Source organism: Isoptericola halotolerans (genome assembly GCF_045689585.1).
In the GTDB taxonomy this organism is placed as follows: domain Bacteria; phylum Actinomycetota; class Actinomycetes; order Actinomycetales; family Cellulomonadaceae; genus Isoptericola; species Isoptericola halotolerans_B.
Window position 1 is genome coordinate 3,643,544 of record NZ_CP140108.1, and the last position, 21,962, is coordinate 3,665,505.

Annotated in this window: 19 protein-coding genes; 10 read left to right on the plus strand and 9 right to left on the minus strand. The window is 73.2% G+C overall.

The window, feature by feature from the left end:
- Positions 1 to 4: 4 nt before the first annotated feature.
- Together UQW22_RS17150 and UQW22_RS17155 are read right to left on the minus strand one after the other, a co-directional pair.
- Positions 5 to 1,180 carry a DUF6318 family protein gene (locus tag UQW22_RS17150; protein WP_407318364.1) on the minus strand — a complete coding sequence of 392 codons (1,176 nt, stop codon included), beginning with the start codon at positions 1,178 to 1,180 and terminating at the stop codon, positions 5 to 7.
- A 72-nt stretch (positions 1,181 to 1,252) separates the two neighbouring features.
- Positions 1,253 to 1,585, minus strand: a complete 333-nt coding sequence (locus tag UQW22_RS17155; protein WP_407318366.1) for a hypothetical protein — start codon at positions 1,583 to 1,585, stop codon at positions 1,253 to 1,255.
- Between the two features lie 138 nt (positions 1,586 to 1,723).
- Between UQW22_RS17155 and UQW22_RS17160 the strand changes: the two genes are divergently transcribed.
- The 7 genes from UQW22_RS17160 (at position 1,724) to UQW22_RS17190 (ending at position 8,485) form a co-directional block, all read left to right on the plus strand.
- On the plus strand, positions 1,724 to 2,317 hold the full coding sequence (locus UQW22_RS17160) for an HhH-GPD-type base excision DNA repair protein (RefSeq protein ID WP_407318367.1): 594 nt from the start codon (positions 1,724 to 1,726) through the stop codon (positions 2,315 to 2,317).
- Positions 2,314 to 3,378, plus strand: coding sequence for a glutathione S-transferase family protein (locus UQW22_RS17165; protein WP_407318368.1), 1,065 nt, complete (start codon positions 2,314 to 2,316; stop codon positions 3,376 to 3,378). The genes UQW22_RS17160 and UQW22_RS17165 overlap by 4 nt, the downstream gene beginning before the upstream one ends.
- 195 nt (positions 3,379 to 3,573) lie before the next feature.
- Positions 3,574 to 4,614 carry an iron-siderophore ABC transporter substrate-binding protein gene (locus UQW22_RS17170; protein ID WP_407318369.1) on the plus strand — a complete coding sequence of 347 codons (1,041 nt, stop codon included), beginning with the start codon at positions 3,574 to 3,576 and terminating at the stop codon, positions 4,612 to 4,614.
- A 10-nt stretch (positions 4,615 to 4,624) separates the two neighbouring features.
- Positions 4,625 to 5,665 (plus strand): FecCD family ABC transporter permease, encoded by a 1,041-nt coding sequence (locus UQW22_RS17175; RefSeq protein WP_407318370.1) that lies wholly within the window; start codon positions 4,625 to 4,627, stop codon positions 5,663 to 5,665.
- A complete protein-coding gene (locus tag UQW22_RS17180; RefSeq protein WP_407318371.1) occupies positions 5,662 to 6,741 on the plus strand; it encodes a FecCD family ABC transporter permease in 1,080 nt (359 codons plus the stop codon). Before UQW22_RS17175 ends, UQW22_RS17180 begins: the two co-directional genes overlap by 4 nt.
- A complete protein-coding gene (locus UQW22_RS17185; protein ID WP_407318372.1) occupies positions 6,741 to 7,544 on the plus strand; it encodes an ABC transporter ATP-binding protein in 804 nt (267 codons plus the stop codon). The genes UQW22_RS17180 and UQW22_RS17185 overlap by 1 nt, the downstream gene beginning before the upstream one ends.
- A gap of 92 nt (positions 7,545 to 7,636) precedes the next feature.
- Positions 7,637 to 8,485: a hypothetical protein gene (locus tag UQW22_RS17190; RefSeq protein ID WP_407318373.1), complete on the plus strand. Its 849-nt coding sequence runs from the start codon at positions 7,637 to 7,639 to the stop codon at positions 8,483 to 8,485.
- 28 nt (positions 8,486 to 8,513) lie between these two features.
- Here UQW22_RS17190 and UQW22_RS17195 read toward each other — a convergent pair whose 3' ends face one another.
- Both UQW22_RS17195 and UQW22_RS17200 read right to left on the minus strand, forming a co-directional pair.
- The gene (locus UQW22_RS17195) at positions 8,514 to 8,969 is read right to left on the minus strand and encodes a DUF1772 domain-containing protein (protein ID WP_407318375.1); all 456 of its coding nucleotides are present in this window, start codon (positions 8,967 to 8,969) and stop codon (positions 8,514 to 8,516) included.
- Positions 8,966 to 9,847 (minus strand): NAD(P)H-binding protein, encoded by an 882-nt coding sequence (locus UQW22_RS17200; RefSeq protein ID WP_407318377.1) that lies wholly within the window; start codon positions 9,845 to 9,847, stop codon positions 8,966 to 8,968. The genes UQW22_RS17195 and UQW22_RS17200 overlap by 4 nt, the downstream gene beginning before the upstream one ends.
- A 131-nt stretch (positions 9,848 to 9,978) precedes the next feature.
- Here UQW22_RS17200 and UQW22_RS17205 point away from each other — a divergent pair, with 131 nt between their 5' ends.
- The gene (locus UQW22_RS17205) at positions 9,979 to 10,917 is read left to right on the plus strand and encodes an AraC family transcriptional regulator (RefSeq protein ID WP_407318378.1); all 939 of its coding nucleotides are present in this window, start codon (positions 9,979 to 9,981) and stop codon (positions 10,915 to 10,917) included.
- A gap of 59 nt (positions 10,918 to 10,976) precedes the next feature.
- On the opposite strand, the gene UQW22_RS17210 is transcribed toward UQW22_RS17205, so the two are convergent.
- Both UQW22_RS17210 and UQW22_RS17215 read right to left on the minus strand, forming a co-directional pair.
- Entirely contained in the window at positions 10,977 to 12,302 is a 1,326-nt protein-coding gene (locus UQW22_RS17210) for an MFS transporter (RefSeq protein WP_407318379.1), read from the minus strand.
- A gap of 118 nt (positions 12,303 to 12,420) precedes the next feature.
- Positions 12,421 to 12,900, minus strand: a complete 480-nt coding sequence (locus UQW22_RS17215) for a MerR family transcriptional regulator (protein ID WP_407318380.1) — start codon at positions 12,898 to 12,900, stop codon at positions 12,421 to 12,423.
- 55 nt (positions 12,901 to 12,955) lie between these two features.
- Here UQW22_RS17215 and UQW22_RS17220 point away from each other — a divergent pair, with 55 nt between their 5' ends.
- Positions 12,956 to 13,903: an NAD(P)/FAD-dependent oxidoreductase gene (locus UQW22_RS17220; protein ID WP_407318382.1), complete on the plus strand. Its 948-nt coding sequence runs from the start codon at positions 12,956 to 12,958 to the stop codon at positions 13,901 to 13,903.
- A gap of 9 nt (positions 13,904 to 13,912) precedes the next feature.
- Here the strand turns inward: UQW22_RS17220 and UQW22_RS17225 are convergent, their stop codons facing one another.
- The gene (locus UQW22_RS17225) at positions 13,913 to 15,637 is read right to left on the minus strand and encodes an alpha/beta fold hydrolase (RefSeq protein WP_407318383.1); all 1,725 of its coding nucleotides are present in this window, start codon (positions 15,635 to 15,637) and stop codon (positions 13,913 to 13,915) included.
- A gap of 183 nt (positions 15,638 to 15,820) precedes the next feature.
- A complete protein-coding gene (locus UQW22_RS17230) occupies positions 15,821 to 17,578 on the minus strand; it encodes a calcineurin-like phosphoesterase C-terminal domain-containing protein (RefSeq protein ID WP_407318384.1) in 1,758 nt (585 codons plus the stop codon).
- Positions 17,579 to 17,991: 413 nt separating this feature from the next.
- On the opposite strand from UQW22_RS17230, the gene UQW22_RS17235 reads away from it, so the two are divergent.
- Positions 17,992 to 20,649, plus strand: coding sequence for a hypothetical protein (locus UQW22_RS17235; RefSeq protein ID WP_407318386.1), 2,658 nt, complete (start codon positions 17,992 to 17,994; stop codon positions 20,647 to 20,649).
- Between the two features lie 58 nt (positions 20,650 to 20,707).
- Here the strand turns inward: UQW22_RS17235 and UQW22_RS17240 are convergent, their stop codons facing one another.
- Positions 20,708 to 21,952: an FAD-dependent oxidoreductase gene (locus UQW22_RS17240; RefSeq protein ID WP_407318387.1), complete on the minus strand. Its 1,245-nt coding sequence runs from the start codon at positions 21,950 to 21,952 to the stop codon at positions 20,708 to 20,710.
- Positions 21,953 to 21,962 lie beyond the last annotated feature (10 nt).

Genomic DNA, 21,962 nt, shown 5'->3' on the forward strand with positions numbered 1-21,962 from the left:
CCGGTCACGGGCCTTCGGTGAGCTCGACGACGTACCAGCGCCCCTCCGGGCCGTGCAGGAGGGTCGCCCGCAGCCCGTACTGCCCGGCCGGGAAGACCTCCTCTCCCTCAGCGGTCCGCAGGGCCGTGTCGGTCGTGTGCACGCGGGTCTCCAGCAGGTAGACGTCCTCGTCCATCTCCGGGTCGAGGTCCTCGGCTGCGAGAACCTCCTCGGCAGGGACGCGCCGCACGAGCTCGACCCGGGAACGCCCGGCCTCGATCTCGAACCCCGCGGCGAACGCCTGCACGGCGAGGTCACGGTTCGTCCGGCAGGCTGCGCAGTCGGGAGCGGACATCCTGTCCAGCTCCTCGACCTCGCCCGTGCGGTACGCAAACTGCTCGAGGGCGAGAAAGTGCTCCAGCGCCGCGACCGCGCCGTCGACGGCTCCTCGGGACATCGCCGCCGAGGGTGCCGGCTCCGTCGCGCCGGCAGCCCCGGCCGCCCCCGCACGAGCTCCGTCACCGCCCGGCACGGAGGTGATGTCCGTGACCGTCCACCGCGCGCCGTCGTACGTCATCGTCACACGCGCCCGCTGCGGGCCCGACCCGCCGCCGAGGCCGGCGCGCGTGGCATCCACCGTGCCGTCCGGCCCGATCACCCGCGGCGAGACCGGGACGTGGTCGCTCAGGTGCTGCTCGAGCTCCACGTCGACGGCGACGGTCCGCTCGTCGCGCCGCGCGACCTGGAGCACCTCGACGTCGAACCCTGCGAGACCCAGCTCCTCCAGCGTCACCTCGGCATCGGTGGCGCGGGCGTCCTGGGCACCCGCACCGAACCCGAAGGTGGAGGCGAACCCCGCCATCGCCGTGCAGTAGAAGCAGTCCGGCGAGGAGCGGTCCGTCCAGTGGCTCTCGTCCCCGGACAGCACGATCTCGTCGAACGCCGCGAAGAAGTCGACAGCGGCGCCCGCGGCCGCCTCCGGCGTGTCCGGGTCGACGGCGTCCGGGTCGGATGCGTCCGGGTCGACGGCGTCCGGGTCGACGGCGTCGCCGGATCCATCGGACGTGCCGGCGGGCCCTGACCCGTCGTCCGTCGGACCGGCACAGGCGCCCACCAGGACGGTCGCGACCGCCACCAGGGCGGCGGCCGCCCGGGGCGGGCGACCGGTCGGGCGGACGGGCGATACCTCGTGTGCTCTCATGCCCGCCGACGCTACGGCGGCAGCGCTGCCGCGCGCCGCCGTCGTCCACAGCCTGTGGACAACCGGCCCGCGCTACCCCGCCTGCTCGAGGGGCCAGACCTCGACCACCCCGCGCGCTACGGCGCACGGAGTGCCCGACACCAGCCTCACGGCCTCCTCGATGTCGGCGGCCTCGATGACGGTGAAGCCTGCCACCGGAAGCGACGCGCTCATGAAGGCCCCGCTCGACGTGGTGACACCGGCCGCGTCGTGATTGCGGACCTGGACCGGAGCGCCGGCGACGCCCATGGTGGCTCCCAGGCTCTGCAGGTGGCGGTCGTGATCGTGCGCGGCGTCGCGGATCCCCTCGGCGGTGCGGTCGTAGCCCTGTCGGTCGCCGTACCCGATCGTCACGAATGTCGGCATGGTCAGCTCTCCTCATCGGTTGTCACGGTGCTCAGGTCCGACCCCGCGGGGCGGGCAGACTCATCGGCCCCACACGCGCTCGCGGGCCCAGACCGCACGGGTCGTGCATCCACGTCCCCGTCCAGGCAGGATGGATCCATGGCAACCGACCTCTGGATCACCGGCGACGCCGACACGGACAAGCTCCTGGGCGACGACCCGTTCGCGCTGCTCATCGGCATGCTCCTCGACCAGCAGTACCCGATGGAGCACGCGTTCGCCGGGCCTCGCAAGATCCTCGACCGGTTCGGGACGCTAGAACCCGCGGCGGTCGCCGACGCCGACCCGGACGAGTTCGTCACGATGGCGACCACTCCCCCGGCGATCCACCGGTACGGGCGCTCGATGGCGGGCCGCGTGCAGGCGGTGGCCCGCGCCGTCGTCGACGACTACGACGGCGACGCGAGCCGGATCTGGACCGATCCCGGAGCTTCCGGCGAGGCACCCACCGGGGCCGAGGTCCGCCGTCGGCTCAACGACCTGCCCGGCTACGGCGAGCGCAAGGCCAAGATCTTCCTCGCGCTGCTCGGCAAGCAGCGCGGGGTCGAACCGGCCGGGTGGCGCGAAGCTGCCGGAGAGTTCGGCGAGGAAGGTTCCCGACGCTCCATCGCCGACGTGACCAGCGCCGAGACCCTCCTAGAGGTCCGTGCGTTCAAGAAGGCCGCCAAGGCTGCCGCGAAGGAGGCCCCGTGACCGACGGCGCGACGACGGAACGCCCGGAGCACTCCCAGGGCGGCACCTACACGGTCGAGGGCCAGGAGTTCGTGCGCGACGCGAACTACCTCTCGACCCGCATCACCCGCGACGGCGAGGACGGCTACCCCGTCGAGGCCGGCCGCTACCGACTCATCGCCGCACGGGCCTGCCCGTGGGCGAACCGCTCCATCATCGTGCGCCGGCTGCTCGGCCTCGAGGACGCGATCAGCCTGGGCCCGCCGGGGCCGACGCACGACGAGCGCAGCTGGACGTTCGACCTCGACCCGGGCGGCAAGGACCCGGTGCTGGGGATCGAGCGGCTGCAGGAGGCGTTCTTCGCCCGCGATTCCCACTACCCGCGCGGCATCACCGTTCCCGCGGTCGTGGACACCCACGACGGCGCCGTCGTCACCAACGACTACCCGCAGATCACGCTCGACCTGTCGACCGAGTGGACCGAGCACCACCGTGAGGGGGCGCCGCGCCTGCTCCCGGAGGACCCCGCCGAGCGGTCCGAGATGGACTCGGTGATGCGCCGTGTCTACACCGAGGTGAACAACGGCGTGTACCGGTGCGGCTTCGCCGGTTCCCAGGAGGCCTACGACGAGGCGTACGCACGGCTCTTCACGGCACTCGACTGGCTCGAGGAACGACTCACCACGCGACGGTTCCTGATGGGCGACGCGATCACCGAGGCCGACGTGCGGCTGTTCACGACGCTCGTTCGGTTCGACGCCGTCTACCACGGCCACTTCAAGTGCAACCGGAACAAGCTCACCGAGATGCCCGCGCTCTGGGCCTACGCGCGCGACCTGTTCCAGCTGCCCGGCTTCGGCGACACCGTGGACTTCGCCCAGATCAAGGAGCACTACTACGTGGTGCACACCGACATCAACCCGACACGGATCGTGCCGGCCGGCCCCGACCTGCGGGGATGGCTCGAACCGCACGGCCGCGAGGCGCTCGGCGACGACCCGTGGGGCGGCGGCACGCCACCCGGCCCTGTGCCCGACGGCGAACAGGTGACGGCCGGGCACAGCCCGCTCGCTCCCGCCTGAGCGCCCCCTGGCGAGCCGACGCGGCCCGCCCCTGTGAGACCCGTCACCACCGACCGTGGGGCGTTGCGCACCGAGTCACGACGACCATAGGTTAGGCAAGGCAAGCCTCACTTAGCACGACGTCCGGCGACGGACGCACGACGACGGCTGCCGACGACCTCGCCGCCACGCGGCTCACACCTGTGGAAGGACACCATGTCTCGCACCGCCCGCCTGACCGCGCTCACCGCGGCCGCCGCCCTCACGCTCGGGCTCGCCGCCTGCTCGACCGACACCGACGAGCCCGCGGCCGACGCCGCCGCCACCGACGCCGCGGCCGGGTCCGGCGACCAGTTCCCGGTGACCGTCGAGCACGCCTTCGGCAGCTCCACCATCGAGGAGAAGCCCGAGCGGGTCGCCACCGTGGCGTGGGCGAACCACGAGATCGCCCTCGCCCTCGGCGTCGTCCCGGTCGGGATGGCCGCGACCCCGTGGGGCGACGACGACGGCGACGGCGTGCACCCCTGGGTCGAGGACGAGCTCGACGAGCTCGGCGCCGAGATGCCGGCCGTCTTCGACGAGACCGACGGCATCGACTTCGAGGCCGTCGCCGACACGAACCCCGACGTCATCCTCGCCGCGTACTCCGGGCTGAGCCAGGAGGACTACGACACCCTCAGCCAGATCGCCCCCGTCGTGGCCTACCAGAGCGGCCCGTGGGCGACCACCTGGCGCGAGATGATCGAGATCAACTCGGCCGGGCTCGGCCTGTCCGCCGAGGGTGACCAGCTCATCGCCGACCTCAAGGCCGAGATCGCCGGCGCGGTCGCCGAGCACCCCGAGATCGAGGGCGCGACGGCGATGATGGTCACCCACGTCGACCCCACCGACCTGAGCGAGATCAGCTTCTACTCCGCCAACGACCCCCGCAGCCAGTACTTCGAGGACCTCGGCATGGCGGTGCCGCAGAGCCTGATCGACTCCACCGAGGGTGACTCCTACAACGGCAGCGTCAGCACCGAGAACGCCGACATCTTCTCGGACGTCGACATCTTCGTCACCTACGGCGGCGACGAGCTGATCGAGGCCTTGGAGGCCGACCCGGTGCTGTCCCAGCTGCCCGCCGTGGCCGACGACGCCATCGTCAACCTGCCGGGCGACGGCCCGCTGGGGACCGCGGCGAACCCCACCCCGCTCCAGATCCCGTACATCCTCGACGACTACCTCGACGCCCTCGCGGGCGCGGTCCAGGACTGAGCCCGCACCCGTGACCACCGCCTCCCCGCCCGGCGCGGGGCTCGCCGCACTGCGAGCCCCGCGCCGGGCGCGCGCCGTCGCCCTCGCCGTCCTCGCCGTGGTGCTGGCCGCACTGGTCTGCCTGTCGGTGGCCTTCGGGTCCCGCGACGTCGGACTCGACGACATCGTCGCCGCCCTGGCCGGCTCCACGGACGGCTACGACCACGCCGCCGTGGCGAAGCGCATCCCCCGCACCCTGATGGCGATGCTCGCCGGAGCGGCGCTCGCCGTCGCCGGCGCCGTCATGCAGGGCGTCACCCGCAACCCCTTGGCCGACCCCGGGATCCTCGGGGTCAACGCCGGGGCGGCGCTCGCCGTCGTGGTCGGCATGGCCTGGTTCTCGATCAGCACGGTCGGGCAGTACATCGGCGCCGCCATCGCCGGTGCCGCCGTCACCGCAGTCGTCGTCTACGTCATCGGGTCCCTGGGCCGCGACGGCGCCACCCCGCTCAAGCTGGCACTGGCCGGCGCCGCCGCGTCCGCCGCCCTGATCTCCCTGGTCAACGCCGTCGTGCTGCCCCGCCGGGACATCGCCGACGGCGCCCAGTCCTGGCAGGTCGGCGGCGTCGGTGGTGCCACGACCGCCACCATCACGTCCGTGCTGCCCTTCCTGCTCGTCGGGTTCGCCGTGTGCTTCCTGGCCGCGCGCGGGCTGAACACCCTCGCTCTCGGGGACGACCTGGCCACCGGCCTCGGGGAGAAGGTCGCGCTGACCCGCGCCACGGCGAGCGCCGGTGCCGTCGTGCTGTGCGGGGCCGTGACCGCGGTCACCGGGCCGATCGGGTTCGTGGGACTCGTCGTGCCGCACGTGGTCCGCCTGCTCGCCGGACCGGACCACCGGTGGCTGCTGCCCCTGACCGCCCTCGGCGGTGCCGCGCTGGTCACCGCCGCCGACGTGCTCGGCAGGGTGGTCGCGCCGCCCGCCGAGATCGACGTCGGGATCATCACCGCCCTCGTGGGCGCCCCGTTCTTCATCGCCATCGTCCGCCGACAGAAGGTGCGTGCCCTGTGACCGTCACCGCACCCGTCCGCCGCACCGTCGCGCCGCCGTCGAGCGGGACCGACGCGCTCGACGCCGTCGTGGCCGGACGACGGCGTCGACGGCGCCGGTGGCGCGTGGTCACCGGCGCGCTGCTCGTCGCCGTCCTCGCCGTGTACACCGTCAGTCTCATGGTGGGCCACACCTTCTACCCGCTCGAGGACGTGCTGCGCGTCGCGGCCGGGCAGGACGTCGAGGGCGCCTCGTTCACGGTCGGCACCCTGCGACTACCCCGCGCCACCCTCGCCGTCGTGTGCGGGGCGGCGTTCGCGATGTCGGGCATCACCTTCCAGACGATGCTGCGCAACCCGCTGGCCAGCCCCGACATCATCGGCATCACCGCGGGGGCGAGCGCCGCCGCTGCCGTCGGCATCGTCGTGCTCGGCCTGACCGGGTGGGCCGTCTCCGGCATCGCCATCGGTGCCGGGCTGGGCACCGCGCTGCTCGTCCACCTGCTCGCCGCCAAGCACGGGGTGGCCGGCAGCCGGCTGATCCTCGTCGGCATCGGCCTCGCCGCCATGTTCGACTCCGTCACGCTGCACGTGCTCGACGGCGCCGCCGAGTGGGACCTGCAGACCGCGATGCGCTGGCTCACCGGGAGCCTCAACGGTTCGCAGTGGGAGAACGTCGCGCTCGTCGGGGTCGCTCTGGCCCTGCTCGGGCCCCTGCTGCTGGCCCAGACCCGCGACCTCGCCGCCACCCAGCTCGGTGACGACACCGCCGCCGCGCTGGGAGTGCGGGTGCAGCGTTCCCGGCTGACCGCCGTCGTCGCCGCGGTCGTCCTCATCGCCTGCGCCACGGCCGCCACCGGGCCCATCGCGTTCGTCGCGTTCCTGGCCGGGCCGATCGCGGCGAGGATCGTCGGTCCCAACGGGCCGCTGCTCGTGCCCGCCGCGCTCGTCGGTGCGCTGCTGGTCCTGGTGGCGGACCTGGCCGGGCAGTACCTGTTCGGCACCCGGTTCCCCGTCGGGGTGGTCACCGGCGTCCTCGGCGCCCCCTACCTCGTCTACCTCGTCATCCGGACCAACCGCACCGGAGGTGCGCTCTGATGGGTCATGAACTGCGCGTCGACACCCTCACCGTCGGCTACCACGACCACGTCGTCCTCGACGGCCTCGACCTCGACGTGCCCGCGGGGGCGATCACCGCGATCGTCGGCGCCAACGCCTGCGGCAAGTCCACGTTGCTGCGCTCCATGTCCCGCTTGCTGTCGCCCCGCGGTGGGCGGGTGCTGCTCGACGGACGCGCGGTGCACACGATGCCCGCCAAGGAGCTCGCGCGCACCCTCGGGCTGCTCCCCCAGGCCCCCACCGCCCCCGAGGGGATCACCGTCAGCGACCTGGTCGGTCGGGGGCGGCACCCGCACCAGCGGCTGCTGGCGCGGTGGAGCGCCGCCGACGACGAGGCGGTCGCCGACGCCCTGGAGGCCACCGACACCGTCGCGCTCGCCGACCGGTCCGTGGACGAGCTGTCCGGTGGGCAGCGACAACGCGTGTGGATCGCCATGGCCCTCGCCCAGCGCACCGACGTGCTGCTGCTCGACGAACCGACGACGTACCTGGACGTGAGTCACCAGATCGACGTGCTCGACCTGCTCACCACGCTCAACCGCGAACGGGGCACCACCGTCGTCATGGTGCTGCACGACCTCAACCTCGCCGCCCGGTACGCCGACCACCTCGTGGCGCTGGCCGAGGGGCGGGTGCTCGCCACCGGCACCGCCGAGGAGGTCCTCACCGCTGAGACCGTCGAGACGGTGTTCGGGCTGTCCTGCCAGATCATCCTCGACCCCGTCTCCGGGCGGCCGATGATGCTGCCGCGCGGGCGCTACCACGACCTGGCGGCGGTCTGAGCGGCGGGTCCGCACCGCCCACCCCGCCGGGCGGTGCGCCGCGCGGTGCGCCGTGCGGGCCCGGCGGTCGGGCCGCCTTAGACTCAGGCGTCATGGACTCCCTGCTGCCTCTCGGTACCGCCCCGCGCCCCGCGACCGGTGACGACCTCGCCGCGCGGCTGCGTGACACTCTGCGCGAGACCGCCCGCGGCCAGGTGCACGGACTCGACGAGGCGCGGATCGAGGCGACCCTCGACGGCGCCGACGTGCACTCGCTCGAGATCGACCTCACGGGCGTGGCGTTCGTGCCCGGCCAGGGCGGTTCGCCCGAGGCCCCGTCATGGACCCCGGACGTGGTCTCGCGCGACGACGCGGTGCTGCGCACGCTGCACGTCGGAGCCCACCCCTTGACCGCCGTCGACCTCCCGGTGGACGTGTCCACCGAGCTGCAGGGCGTGCGGTTCTCTTGGGTGGCCGGCGCCGACGGTTCGGTCGGGGCCGAGCTGGTCGAGCCGTCCGAGGACTCGCCCGTGACCGGCGACGCGCGCGTGGCGGTCTCCCGCGAGGGGCTGGCCGGCACCGTGCGCGGGCTGCTCACGGTCGCCCTGGCCGGGAACGGCATCCAGCTCACGGACTTCGACCTGCGGATCGACCAGACCGGCCCACGAGACGCCGCCATCGCGATCGACGCGTCGATCAAGAAGGGCATGTTCCTCTCCGCGAAGATCACCGCGACCGCGTCGGCCGCGGTGGACGACGCCATGGTGGTGACCGTCGGGGACATCCGGCTCTCCAGCGGCAACCCGATCGTCGGCGCGCTCCTCGGCACGATGAAGGGCCGTGTCGAGGAGGTCGCCGGCCGACGGATCGACCTCGCCGAGGCGCTGCCTCCCGGCGTGCGGCTGACCGACGTGCGTCTCGACGTCGGCGAGGAGATCGTCCTGTCCGCCGAGCTCGGCTGACACGCTTGCCGAGCCCGCCGACGGCCCGTCAGCCGGCGACGACGAACAGCCCCGCGGCCACGCCTCCCGCGGCGGTGCGCACGTGGTTCCACCGCAGCCAGGGCCCCCCGAACCGCTGCCACTCGGCTCCCGGGTCGTCGGCGGCCTCGAGCCGGTCGTTCAGCGGCACGCTCCCGACACCCGTCACCCCGAGCACGCCGAGCACTGCGACGACCGCCCCGGCGACCGCCCAGGCGGTGCCGGGCTCGGAGCCGACCAGGCCGACGACGGCAGCCGCCACGGGCAGCCCGGTCGCGGCCAGCAGAAGCGCCATCAGCGGCGGTCGGACCGCGTCGCGGTTGATGCCTCGCATGGCCGCAGCGCCGTCGTCGGGCGGCAGGCGCCGCAGGCCGGCCATGACGAAGGCCGAGAACGCGTAGAGGACGCCGCCGGCCAGGCCCGTCGCGACCGCGGCGGCGCCGGCGAGCACCGTGTACGGGGTCACGCCCCGGCCTCCGGTACCCAGTCGGACGCCTCGCGTGCGGCGTAGTCACGGAAGTCGCGCGCCGGCCGGCCCAGCGCCCGCTGCACGCCGTCGGTCACGAACGATCCCCGGCCGTCCAGCACCTCGGTGAACAGGTACTCCAGGAGGCCGACCTCCTCGGCGGGCACGCCCACCGCCGCCAGACCCGCGGTGAAGTCGGCCATCGTGATCGGCACGTGGCGCACGTCCCGGCCACTGGCCGCACCGATCTCGGCCACCGCCTCGGCGAACGTCAGCAGGCGCGGCCCGGTGAGCTCGTGGACCTGGCCGGCGTGCGCGTCGTCGGTGAGGGCGGCGACGGCCACGTCGGCGACGTCCTCCAGGTCCACGAACGGTTCGGCGACGCCGTCGACGGGCAGTGCCAGCTCGCCGCCGAGCAGCGGCTCGAGCAAAAAGCTCTCGTCGAAGTTCTGCGCGAAGAACGCGCACCGCAGCACGGTGCGGCCCGGGAAGACGTCGGCCACCCTCTGCTCGGCGCGCTGCGCCTCGGTCTCGCCCCGCCCGGACAGCAGCACCAGCCGCCGCACCCCGGCGTCGCGGGCGGCCTCGGCCAGCCGGGTGACGGTCTCGGGTGCGCCCGGGATCGCGAGGTCGGGAGCGTAGGCGACGTAGACGGCGGCGGTGCCGTCGAGCACGGGCGCCCAGGTCTCGGGGTCCTCCCAGTCGAAGCGGGGTGTCGTGCTGCGGGACGCGCGGCGCACAGGCACACCGAGCGCCTCCAGCCGCTCGGCGACGCGCCGGCCGGTCTTGCCGGTGGCGCCGAGCACGGCGACGGTGCCCGGGTCGACGGGCGTGCCCGCGAGGGCGTCGGACGAGGGGTGGAGCGTGTGCTGAGACATGGTGACCTCCGAGTTGCGGTGAGCTGACATGCCGAGTCAAGCGGCACCGCACGAGACGATCCATCGCCTGGACGCTCTGTCACATACGAGATCGTCTCCCGTTCTCACGACACCCGAGCTAGGGTGACGGCATGGACGTCGTCTCCGGCCTGCTCGACGGCCCCCGTGCCCGGGATGCGTTCCTCCTGCGCAGCCACCTGCGAGCACCGTGGGGCATGCGCATCGAGGACGAGGCGCCCCTGACGATCGTCCCCGTCCTGCGCGGCTCGGCCTGGGTAGGGACGGACGGTACCGGGTCCGACGGCGGTACCACCGTCGAGGCCGGCGACGTCGTCCTGCTGCGCGGACCCGAGCACTACGTGGTCGCCGACTCCCCCGCGACCGTCCCGACCGTCGTCGTCGGACCGAGCGACGTCTGCCGCGCCATCGACGGCGGTCCGTCGCCGATGACGGTGTTCGGCGTGCGGTCGTGGGGCAACGACCTCGACGGTGAGACCGTCATCATCACCGGCACGTACCCGCTCGACGGGGCGGTCGGGCGGCGGCTCCTGCGGGTGCTCCCGCACCGCGTGGTGCTGCGCCGCGGCGACGTCGACCCGACCCTGGTCGACCTGCTGGCCCGCGAGGTGGTCCAGGACCTGCCCGGCCAGGAGGCCGTGCTCGACCGGTTGCTCGACCTGCTGCTCATCACGTGCCTGCGCGCCTGGCTCGACCACCCGCAGGCCCCGGGGTGGTACCGCGCCGACGCCGATCCCGCCGTCGGGACCGCGCTGCGGCTCATCCACCACGACCCCGCGCGGCCGTGGACGGTGGACACCCTCGCTCGTGAGGTCGGCCTGTCGCGCGCGGCGTTCGCCCGCCGGTTCGCCGAGCTGGTCGGCGAACCGCCGATGACCTACCTCACCGGGTGGCGGCTCGACGTGGCCGCGGACATGCTGCTCGCCGACGACGCCGCGACCCTGACCTCCGTGGCCCGCGCCGTGGGGTACGCCTCGCCGTTCGCCCTGAGCGCCGCGTTCAAGCGGGTCCGGGGCGTCAGTCCCGCCGAGCACCGCCGTCGGACCGCGTGACCAGCGCCACGGTTCCCACAGCATCGAGCTGACCGCCGCGCGTCCGACGACGTGGTCGATCACGCATCGGCGGCTGATGCGTGATCGACCACGACGTCGGATGTCCGGCCGAGCCGCCAGTTGACCGCCGCGGCACCGGCCACGACGCCGGCCGCGACCACCGGCACCAGCATGGCCGCCGATGTGCCGAACGCGTCCGCGAGCACCCCGGTGACCGCCGACGCGGCCGACTGCCCGAGGATGATCGCCGAGCCCAGCATCGTCATGAGCGTGGCGTTGCGGCCCACCGGGCTGCGCTCGGAGCCCAGCGAGTAGATCGTCACCAGGCTGGGGCCGATACCCAGGCCGGCGAGCAGCAGCCCGACGACCAGCACCGGCGTCGACGGCGCGGTCGCCACCACGACGGCACCGGCGAGCTGGACCGCCGCGAAGACGAGCCAGCGGGCACGCAGGCTGAACCGCGCGGGGAAGCCTGCCACGGCGAGCGCGGTCACCGCGGAGCCGATCCCCATGAACCCGTACAGCAGCCCCGCCCGCTCCGCGTGCCCGACGTCGCCGGTGTGGGCGGACAGCGCCGTGAGCACGGAGCCGAAGAACAGCCCGATGCCGACGAACCCGGCGACCAGCACCAGCACGCGCCCGCTCCACAGCTCGCGGACCGGGGCCTGCGCGGCGGACGACCGCGAGCGGGCGGTGCGCTCCGCCTCCGGGCGCTCCGCCGTCGGGCGCTGCTCCGCCGTCGTCCGGGCGGAGGCGTGCAGGGCGAAGGCGCCGACGGCAACGGCGGTCAGCGCGGCCGCGGCGAGGATCGGCGCGGCCGGCCCGAGCAGCGCGGCGAGGATCCCCACGACGAACGGGCCGAAGACGAACACGACCTCGTCGACGGCGGACTCGTACGACATGGTCCGGCTCAGCGCCGTGCCCCGGCGGGCCGCGGGGAGACGGGAGCCGATGAGTGCGACCAGGCGGCTGCGTGACATCGGCGGCACCTGCGGGGCGCTGGCGCCGACGCCGAACGCGACGGCGAGCACGAGGGCGTCGGGCAGCGACGAGAACACCGCCAGGGTCAGGACGAGGAGCAGGAGACTGTGCACCGTCGCGGCCGCGAGCAGCGCGCGGCGCTGACCCGCGCGGTCCGCCCAGGCGCCGATGAGCGGCCCGCACGCCGCGGCGCCCAGGCCCACCATGCCCGACGTCGCACCGCCGAGCGTGAGCGAGTCGCGGCCCGCGACGACGAGCGTGAGCACGCCGACGACCATCATCGCGAACGGCAGGCGCGCGACGAACGCCAGCGGGAAGTAGGTGGGGCCGACGGCCTGCAGGACGGTGGTGGCCGGCGCGGGGCCGGTGTCGTGCGCAGCGGCGCGATCGTGCGTCAGGGTCATGCTTGTCGGTCTCCTCCAGCGCGGCGGGGCCGCACGGTCGTCGTGCCGCCGTGGGCGCGAGGAGCACCTGGTAGATACACAAACCTGTCCGGGCCGGGGTGCCGACCCGACGACCAGGCTAGCGCGGGTCCGCGCTGCTGTCAGTGACGGACGCCCGGTCGACCTGCAGATCCGGCCAGGTGCGGGTGCCCTCGAACAGTTCGCCGACGTGGGTGCGGAAGTTCGGGCAGGCGGCGATGTCGTGCGCGCGGCAGGACATGGCGTGCTCGGTCATGTGCCGGGAGCGCTCGATCTCCGCCTGCCGACGGTCGAGATCGGCCAGATGCGCTGCCAGCACCCGGTGCCGCTCCGGCGCCCCGGCGCCCTCCGGGCCGGCGTCGAGCAGCACCTGGATCTGCTCGAGGCTCATCCCGGCGACCTTGGAGCTGAGGATCGTCGCCACCCGCACGACGTCGTCGGCGCCGTACCTGCGCCGTCCGGCTGCGTCGCGTGAGGGCGCCAACAGCCCGACCTCCTCCCAGTAGCGCAGCACGTGCGTCTCCAGGGCGAACCGTGCCGCGAGCTCTCCGACGCTGAACGTCGCACCGCTTGACTTCATGTCAACATGAACTCACAGGCTGGGGAACGACGCAACCACCAGCAAGGAGACCACCATGGACGAGACCCTCCACGACGCGATCGTCATCGGCGGCGGCCCGGCCGGGCTGCAGGCCGCCCTCACCCTCGGCCGCACCCACCGCGACGTCGTGGTCCTCGACTCCGGCGCGTACCGCAACGACCCCGCCGACGCCATGCACAACGTGCTCGGGTTCGACGGCACGCCGCCGGCCGAGTTCCGTGCCGCCGCCCACCGCACGCTCGCCGCGTACGACACGGTCGAGCTGCGCCGCACCACGGCCCACGAGGTCGCGGCGTTCGACAGTGCCGACACGGGCACGTCGGGCGACGGGTTCGTCGTCCGCACCGACGACGGCGACGTCCGAGCCCGGCGCCTGCTGCTCGCCACCGGGCTGCGCGACGAGCTGCCGGACACCCCCGGCGTCGCCGACCTGTTCGGCACCGTGGCCGCGCACTGCCCGTACTGCCACGGCCACGAGTTCTCCGGCACCCCCGTCGGCATCCTCGGGTCAGGCACGCACGTCGCGCGCGTCGCCGGTCTCATGGAGCGCATCGCGAGCCGGCTCGTCGTCCTCGCCGACGGTGGCACCCTCGACCCGGACGTCCGTGCGGCACTCGAGGGCCGCGACGTCGCCGTGCGGCACGAGAAGGTGCTGAAGGTGGAGCCGACGCTGCTCGACGGCGGCCACCGCGGCGCGCTGGCCGTGCTCGACGACGGCGAGCCCGAGCTGCTCGGCGGGCTCATGGTGATGCCGTCGCTGCACCAGTCCGCACCCTTCGCGGAACAGCTCGGCCTCGAGCTGCGCGAGTCCGGGTGCGTCGCAGTCGACGCCATGGGCCGCACGAGCCGGCCCGGCGTGCTCGCCGCTGGGGACCTGGCGCACACCGCCGACTTCCCGATGCCGATGGCGTCGGTGACCGCCGCGATGAGCGCCGGGCAGATCGCCGCCGCAGCGATCGACGGCGACCTGCTGGGCGTCTGAGGCAACCGGTCAGACGCCCCAGGCGGACCGGCCGACGACGGTGCGCAGGTCCTCGCGGTCGGAGCGCTGCGCCACCGGGGCGAAGGGCTCAACGTCCTGCGTGCACGTGACGCCGTCGTCTGCCTCACCGTCCACGAGGTAGCGGGCGATCGCCGCGTCCGCGCACGAGCTCACGCCGAGGGTGGTGTGACCCCAGCCCTCGACCGTCATCACCCGCGCGTCGTCGTAGTGCTCGGCGCACGGGGCGGTGAAGCGGTACGGCGTGGCCGGGTCGTACCGGGTGCCGATCACCATGACCGGTGCCTGCGTCGTCTGCTCCCACGGCCCGGTGTAGGCGTCCTCGTCGCGCAGGACCATCGGGGCGCACCCCGCTCCGGTCCACCCGCGGAAGCGCCCGAAGTGCGGGTACGCCGCGTCCAGCTCCTCGACGTACGCGGGGTACTGCCACAGGCGCAGCGGCTCGACGGTGTCCATGCACTGCGCGGCCAGCGCGTTGCCGACGGACGGGTAGTCCTCGACGACGCCGAGCTCGCGCAGCAGGTCGTCCAGCGACGGACCCTGCGTGCGCGCCGACGGCGGCTGCTCGCCGATGCCGTCGGCGACCGCGACCTGGGTGAACGCGAGCGACAGCTCCGGCCACGTCGACGTGCCGTACATCGCCTGGAACGAGGCCGACACCATCTGGCCGTAGGTGACCGTGACCGTGGTGCCGTCACCGGCCGGCACCTCGACCGGCCCCTCGCGCAGCGTGGTGAGGACCTCCTCGGTGACGGTGGCGGGATCGCCCAGCGTGGCGAGCGGGCACGCCCCGGGGCCGGCCTCGGCGCACAGCCGGTTGAACTCGGCGAACGTCTCGGTGGTGGCCTCCGCCTGGCCGAGGCGGGTCGCGATCGGGTCCGGCGAACCCTCGCCGGACCAGGCGACCGGGTCGATCGTGCCGTCGAGCACCAGGGCACGGACCCGCTCGGGGAACAACGCCGAGTAGGTGGCGCCGAGGATGGTGCCGTAGGAGTAGCCGATGTACGTCAGCCGCTCGTCCCCGAGCGCCTGCCGCAGCACGTCCATGTCCCGCGCGACGTTCGCCGTCGAGGCGGTCGAGAGCCGGTCGCCGGAGATCACCTGGCACCCGGCGGCGATCCGCGCGAACCCGGCGACGGCACGGTGTTCCTCGGCACGTGTGATCGGCATCTCGGGCAGCCCGGCGACGTACTCCGCCTCCCGCTCCGCGTCGCGGAAGCAGGTCACCGGGTCGGACTGGCCGACCCCGCGCGGGTCGAAGCTCACCAGGTCGAACCGCTCCCGGACCCCGGGATCGACCATCACCTCGCCGACGGTGTGCAGGGTCTCCACGCCGGGGCCGCCCGGGCCGCCGAAGTTCACCAGTGCGCTCCCGATCCGGCTCTCGGGGTCCGTGGCTGGCAGCCGGGTGAGCGCGATCGTGGTGGTGCGGCCGTGCGGGCGGTCGTAGTCCCGCGGGACCTGGATCTCGGCGCAGTCGTAGCCCTCGGCGTCGGCGCAGGGCTGCCAGTCGATGTCCGGCACCGGGGCGTCGATCTGGAGCCCGCTCGTGGCCGGCAACGACGGCGGGGCGGCGGACGGCGTCATCGTGGCGGGTGCCGCACGTTCAGCGGCGCCAGCCGTGGCCGGCAGGCCGGCGGCGAGCAGCGCGCCGACGGCGAGGGCGGCGACCGTGGTGAAGGGGCGGGGGCGGCGGGGCGTCGTCGACCGGTTCATCGCCATCGACGATCCAGGACAGTTGCTCGGGGCGCCACTCGGAGCGTGTCAGCGGTCTTCCCGTCGAGACGCCGGCACACGGCTCGTCCGGACGCGTGCCCGCTGTGGCCGACCGATACGAGAGGGCCGGTGGCCCGCGGCGAACCGAGCGCCGCGAGCCACCGGCCCGGAGTCGTGCAGCCGTCAGTCGGTGACCTGGAACGTCAAGGTGTCGGTGAACTCACGCCCGTGGACATCCGTGGCCGTGACCTCGGTGGTGTGCTCACCGGCGGCCAGGTCCGCGGGCAGCTCGAGCCGCCACAGGTGCATGGAGCGCTCGGCGACGCTGCCGCCGTGCACCAGCTGCTGCTGCGCGGCGACCGGGTCCGACCACTCGGCGCCGACCTTCTGCCCCTCGCCCTGCAGGGGCTGGGTGCGCACCGCCTCGACCGGCTCGCCCCCGTCGATCGTCGCCGTGACGGTCGAGCCCGTGCCGCCCATCCAGAAGTTGGTGGTCAGCCACGTGGTGTCCGCCAGGTCGGCGCGCGACACCACGAGCGGGTCGGTGTACTCCGGCGCCGAGCCGACGGCGGAACGGTGGGTGGTGAACCACTCGCGGTAGCGCGGCGTGTTCACGCCGAGCGCCATCTGCAGCGACTCGTCCTCCCCGCGCACCGTGAAGCGCTCCTGGACCCGGTTGCCCGTGATGTCCAGGGTCAGCACACCGGGCTGGCCGCCGTCGCGCTGGAGTGCCGCCGGATACCCCTGGGGAAGCAGGTCGCCGGAGTACCAGTCGCCCGAGATCGCGCCGGCCGTGATGTGCGTGAACGGGAGCTCGTCGACACCCATGACCTCGGACCAGCCCTCGAGCCGGTCACCCTCGCGCAGGTTCTCGATGCTGTGGGTGTGCCCGCCCAGGGCGATGGCCTCGCGACCCTCCAGCATCTCGTAGATCTCGTTCACCTGGGCGACCTGGTGCTTGCTGCTCCCCTGGTCGGCGTAGTCGAGGAGCGGGATGTGCGCCGCGATGACGATCAGCTTGTTCGCCGGGACCTGGGCGAGGTCGTTGCGCAGCCACTCGAGCTGACGCTCGTCGAGCGAGCCTGTGTACGAGGTGCCCACCGGGTACTCGACCGTGTTCAGCGCGACGACGTGCGCCTTGCCCACGTCGTAGGAGTAGTACTCGGGACCGATCTGGGCCCGGTAGGTGTCGAAGGTGTGCTCGCTCGACGTGGCGTCGAAGTCCAGGTCGTGGTTGCCGGGCAGGAATCGTGCCGGGCCGTTGAGCGTGCTCACGAGCTCGCGCGTCTGGGGATACAGCGCCAGGTCGTCGCCGACGACGTCGCCGATGAAGAGCGCGCCGCAGCCGGTGTAGTCGGTCCGCGCGGCGAGGTCGGCGAACGCGCCGTTGCGGGCGTACTCCACCTCGTCCTGGGTGTACGTCTGGACGTCGCCGCCGATGACGCACTGCTGGGCGGCGGATCCCGTGAGGCCGCTCTTCACGAGCGGGAAGTTCACCGCGTCCGGCAGCGGGCCGGTGGGCTCGATCCCGCCGTAGCGCAGCTCGGGCGAGCCCTCCGGCAGGTGGTGGTAGAAGAACTGGGCGACGTTGTCCTCGTCCACCGGCACCTGGTACCCGCGCGGCTGGGTGACGGACACGGTCATGTTGTCGAACGCTGGGAGCTCGTAGCGGCCCCGGCGGTCCGTCGTCGTGACGTCGCGGCCGTTGGTGACGGTGACACCGCGCAGGCCGCGCTCGCCGCGGTCCTGCACGGAGTTCTGGTTCTTGTCGACGAAGACCACGCCGTCGATGGTCTGCTGGTCCTCGTCGGTCCCGGCGACGACGTCGACGGAGCCGCGGTAGGCCGACTCTCCCCACGAGGAGCCGTCCCCGCCGGGTGCGCCGGAGGCGGACGGGAGCAGCGCGCCGGTGAGGACGAGCGCGAGCCCGCCACCGGTCACGCCGAGCAGTCGGGACGTGCGAGAGGTCGATCGGCTGGCAGTAGATCTCACTGAGCTTCTCCTGTCGTGATCGTGGGCCGGCCCCCTGCCGGCCCACGATCACGCTGGCTCCGGAGAGTGAAGCCCGGCTGGCCTCGCCACGACGGCTCGGGAAACTTCACCCGTCGCCGGGGCAACCATCTGGTAGCCCGAGCGTTCCTCCCATCCCGTTCGGCACTTCGCGCTCTGTTCGGCAGTTCGAACTGCCGAACAGAGCGCAAATTGCCGAACAGGCGCGAGTCGGCGCCATTCGCGCTGGCCGAGCAGGTGGCATACGCTTTCCATCCCGGCCTTGAATCGATTCATGACCAGTTCCAGACCGACGACGTCGTCGATCCAGGCGACGCGTCGGCACGCACCGATGGAGGACGACGTTGTCACCCACCCACCGCAGCACCACCCGATCACCGCGTCGAGCGATCGCCGTCGTGGCCGCCGCGACGGTCGCGCTCGCGCCGCTCACCCTGGCCGCCAGCGCCACGGCGGACGAGGGCGCCACCGAGGCCACGACCGTCGACCAGCGCTTCGACTTCGGCTCGGCGAGCTCACCCGTGGCTGACGGCCACACCCGCGTGGCGCACACCAAGCTGTACGACGACGGCGCGGGCTACGGCCTGTCCCGTCAGGTCGCGGTCCGCGACCGCGGAGCCCCGGACGACCTGCGCCGCGACTTCACCGTCGGCACGACGACGTTCTCCACCGACGTACCCGACGGCACCTACTGGGTCACCGTCATCAGCGGCGACGAGATCGCCGCCAACTACACCGAGCTCACCGTCGAGGGCTCCGACGAGGGCACGCTCGGGGCCGGCGCCGGGGAGTTCGCCACCTGGGCCGACGTCGTCACCGTCGACGACGGCCGGCTCGACCTCGACGTCGCCCGCGACGGGCGGCTCAACGGCGTCACGGTCTCGTCGCAGCTGCCGCCGTCGAACCTCGCCTCCGACGTCGAGGTCGACGGCACGGCCGTGACGGTCAACCTCACGTGGGACGCCCGCCCCGACGCCGCCCGGTACACCGTGTATCGCAGCATGAACGGCGGCGAGGCCGAGCAGGTCGGCAACACCACCGCACCGGTGTTCGCGGACGCCGACCCGAGCATCCGCCTCGGTGACTCCCTGACGTACACCGTCACGCAGACGAACGGCGCGGCCGCCGAGTCCGGCCCATCCCAGCCTCTGGTCATCGAGGCCGCCGACGAGGAGCAGGACCCACCGTCGGCACCCGCGAACCTGCGCGTCGTGGGCGACGACGACGCCACGACCTCGACGCTGAGCTGGGACGCCTCCGACGGTGCCGTCGCCTACGACGTCTACCGCACCGACCACGTCTCCCACGACTGGCAGCTGCTGGAGCGCACCGAGGACACGTCGAGCGCGCTGGACGTCGGCCCGGGCACCGAGTGCTGCTTCACCTGGACCTACCAGGTGCGTGCGGTCGGTCCGGGCGGCATCTCCGCGCCGTCCGAGAACACCGTGCTCGAGCGGATGGTCGAGTCGACAACCGTGGCCGAGATCGACACCAGCGGTGCTGGCGACGGCGCCCGGCCGTGGTTCGGCGACCTCACCGGCGACGGCCGGCCCGAGATCGTCATGGTCCAGCCGCACCACATCAATGCGGGTGCCCTGCGCGACGGCCCGATGGTCTCCTCGATGACGGCCTACACGGCCACCGGCGAGCAGCTCTGGCAGATCGGCGAGGTCGACCCCGACGGGCGCAACAACAGCCAGGACATCCCCGCCCAGGTCGTGGACACCGACGGCGACGGCGACCTCGAGGTCGTCGCGGGCATGTACCCGGACGGCGACACGGAGGCCGGGGGCCGGTTCTACGTGTTCGACGGCGCCACCGGCGAGCACGTGCGCGACTTCGCCCTGCCGGACCCCCAGGCCCACGACGCCATCGTGTTCGTCGACGCCGACGGCGAGGGCCACCCGGACGAGATCCTGCTGAAGAACCGCTACACGAAGGCCTGGCTGGTCGAGTCCGACGGCACCGTCATCTGGGAGCACGAGGGCAACACCGGGCACTACCCGTGGCCGTACGACTTCGACGGCGACGGTCGCGACGAGATCATGATCGGCTACGACATGGTCGACGCCGACGGCAACCTGCTGTGGTCCGCCGACCTGCCCGACCATGCCGACACCATCTGGGTCGCGGACATCGACTCCGACGGCACCGCGGACGTGCTGCTCGGCGGCGCCTCGACGTCGGCCCACCGCTGGGACACCGGCGAGACCATCTGGGTCAACGACGACACCGTCGAGTCGCAGAACATCATGGTCGGCGAGTTCCGTGCCGACCTTCCCGGCCTGGAGACGTTCGGGCTGGACCGCATCAACCGGTCCTCGAACGGGCTGGACGGGTTGTTCATGATCGACGCCCAGGGCGAGACCGTGTGGGCCGAGGAGCGCCAGACCCGCGGCTGCTACGGCACGATCCCCGAACCCATCCACAACTGGACCGGTGACGGGACCGACCAGATCATGGTCTGGAACCGCGGTTGCGGCGAACCCACCGGCATCCACTCGGGCGACGGTGAGTTCGTCACCGAGCTCGACGACGACCGCCTGTGGCACGTCGACATCTGCAGCGACGACAAGGAGGAGGTCGTCGAGTACGTGATGGGCGACTGGCTCAAGATCAAGGCCAACGGTGAGTGCGACCTGGAGGCCAAGGTCACCGGCGAGCAGCGTCCGCAGTCACCGCGGGAGTACAACTTCACGCGGTACACCGCCGGTCAGACGCCGGTAGCGGCCGTGGTGACCGAGCAGCCGCAGGACGTCTCGTCGCGGCCCGGGCGGCAGGTCACGTTCGACGTCGGCATCGTCGCCGCCACGGGCTACCAGTGGCAGCGCCTGGTCGACGGCGAGTGGACGGACGTGCCGGGCGCGACGGCGTCGTCCCTGACGGTGCGCGCCGTGCCGCCGGACGCGGGCGAGTACCGCGTGCTGGTCGCCGGTGCGCAGGGCGCGACGCCGACGGCGTCCGAGCCGGCCACGCTCGAGGTCCGGACCGGCAGGCCCTGATCTCCCCCGCGCGCACGCGGCCGGCCAGGTGCCGTCACGGACGGGGAGGTCACGGACCTCACGACGCCGTGACGTCCCTGGACCGCCGACGAGCGGCTGCCCGTGTCCCGTCGTGGGGCACGGGCAGCGGTTCGTCCTCAGCGGCGAGATACCGCACGATCCGCGCCACGGCCTCCCGCCCGGCACGGTTGGCCCCGACGGTCGACGCGGACGGCCCGTACCCGACCAGGTGCACGCGCGGCTCACCGGCCACCTGCGTGGCGTCCATGCGGATGCCGCCACCGGCGGCCCGCAGGTGCAGCGGCCGCAGGTGGTCCAAGGCCGCGCGGAACCCGGTGTTCCAGAAGATCACGTCGACGGGCAGGAGCTGGCCGTCCGCCGCGACGACACCCTCGGGCACGATCCGGGTGAACATCGGCCGCCGCTCGAGCACACCCCGCTCCGCGGCAGCATGCAGCGACGGCGTCCGGATCAGGCCCGTCACGGACACGACGCTCTGCGGGGGCAGCCCCTCGCGCACCCGCTGGTCGACCATCGCGACGGCGCGCGACCCTTCGTCGGGCCCGAAGTCGTCACGCCACACGGGTTCGCGCCGCGTGAACCAGAATGTCCGCGCCACGTGCGAGACCTCCTCGAGGAGCTGCACGGCGGAGATCCCGCCGCCCACCACCGCGACGCGCGCACCGGCGAAGTCCTCCGCCCGCACGTAGTCGGCCGTGTGGAGCTGGCGGCCGCGGACCGTCTCCTGACCCGGGTAGGCAGGCCAGAACGGCTTGGACCACGTCCCGGTGGCGTTGACGAGCGCCCGCGCGGTGATCGCGCCGGACCGGTCGCCGGAGGCCCAGCGGACCAGAAGGTCGCCGGGCCGGCCCGTCGCGCCGTCGGCCTCTTCCACGCGGCGGACCCGGACCGGCCGCACGACGGCGAGCCCCAGCTCCGCCTCGTAGTCGCCGAAGTACGCGGGCAGCACGTCCACGCTCGCCGCCTCGGGGGCGACCCCCGGCTGCTCGATGCCGGGCAGGTCGTAGATGCCGTTCACCGTGCTCATCCGCAGCGAGCGCCAACGGTGTCGCCACGCTCCGCCCGGCCCGTCCTCGGCATCGAGGACCAGGTACGTCGGCGTGGCGTCGTGCTGGCCCGACGGCGGTGCACCGGCGGGCACGAAGCCTCGCCGCTGCAGGTGGTAGCCGGCGGAAAGGCCCGCCTGGCCCGCACCGATGACGACCACGTCGGCCGTCTCGGGCACGGTCGGCGCAGCGGTCGGGTTCACACCGGCGCCAACACCGCGGGGACCGGCCGTCATCCCCGTCCAC

Excerpts from the sequence above, each read along its gene's own strand:
- UQW22_RS17150 (WP_407318364.1), bottom strand. The coding sequence starts at position 1,180 with ATGAGAGCACACGAGGTATCGCCCGTCCGCCCGACCGGTCGCCCGCCC.
- UQW22_RS17155 (WP_407318366.1), bottom strand. The coding sequence starts at position 1,585 with ATGCCGACATTCGTGACGATCGGGTACGGCGACCGACAGGGCTACGAC.
- UQW22_RS17160 (WP_407318367.1), top strand. The coding sequence starts at position 1,724 with ATGGCAACCGACCTCTGGATCACCGGCGACGCCGACACGGACAAGCTC.
- UQW22_RS17170 (WP_407318369.1), top strand. The coding sequence starts at position 3,574 with ATGTCTCGCACCGCCCGCCTGACCGCGCTCACCGCGGCCGCCGCCCTC.
- UQW22_RS17185 (WP_407318372.1), top strand. The coding sequence starts at position 6,741 with ATGGGTCATGAACTGCGCGTCGACACCCTCACCGTCGGCTACCACGAC.
- UQW22_RS17190 (WP_407318373.1), top strand. The coding sequence starts at position 7,637 with ATGGACTCCCTGCTGCCTCTCGGTACCGCCCCGCGCCCCGCGACCGGT.
- UQW22_RS17200 (WP_407318377.1), bottom strand. The coding sequence starts at position 9,847 with ATGTCTCAGCACACGCTCCACCCCTCGTCCGACGCCCTCGCGGGCACG.
- UQW22_RS17205 (WP_407318378.1), top strand. The coding sequence starts at position 9,979 with ATGGACGTCGTCTCCGGCCTGCTCGACGGCCCCCGTGCCCGGGATGCG.
- UQW22_RS17210 (WP_407318379.1), bottom strand. The coding sequence starts at position 12,302 with ATGACCCTGACGCACGATCGCGCCGCTGCGCACGACACCGGCCCCGCG.
- UQW22_RS17215 (WP_407318380.1), bottom strand. The coding sequence starts at position 12,900 with ATGAAGTCAAGCGGTGCGACGTTCAGCGTCGGAGAGCTCGCGGCACGG.
- UQW22_RS17220 (WP_407318382.1), top strand. The coding sequence starts at position 12,956 with ATGGACGAGACCCTCCACGACGCGATCGTCATCGGCGGCGGCCCGGCC.
- UQW22_RS17225 (WP_407318383.1), bottom strand. The coding sequence starts at position 15,637 with ATGAACCGGTCGACGACGCCCCGCCGCCCCCGCCCCTTCACCACGGTC.
- UQW22_RS17240 (WP_407318387.1), bottom strand. The coding sequence starts at position 21,952 with ATGACGGCCGGTCCCCGCGGTGTTGGCGCCGGTGTGAACCCGACCGCT.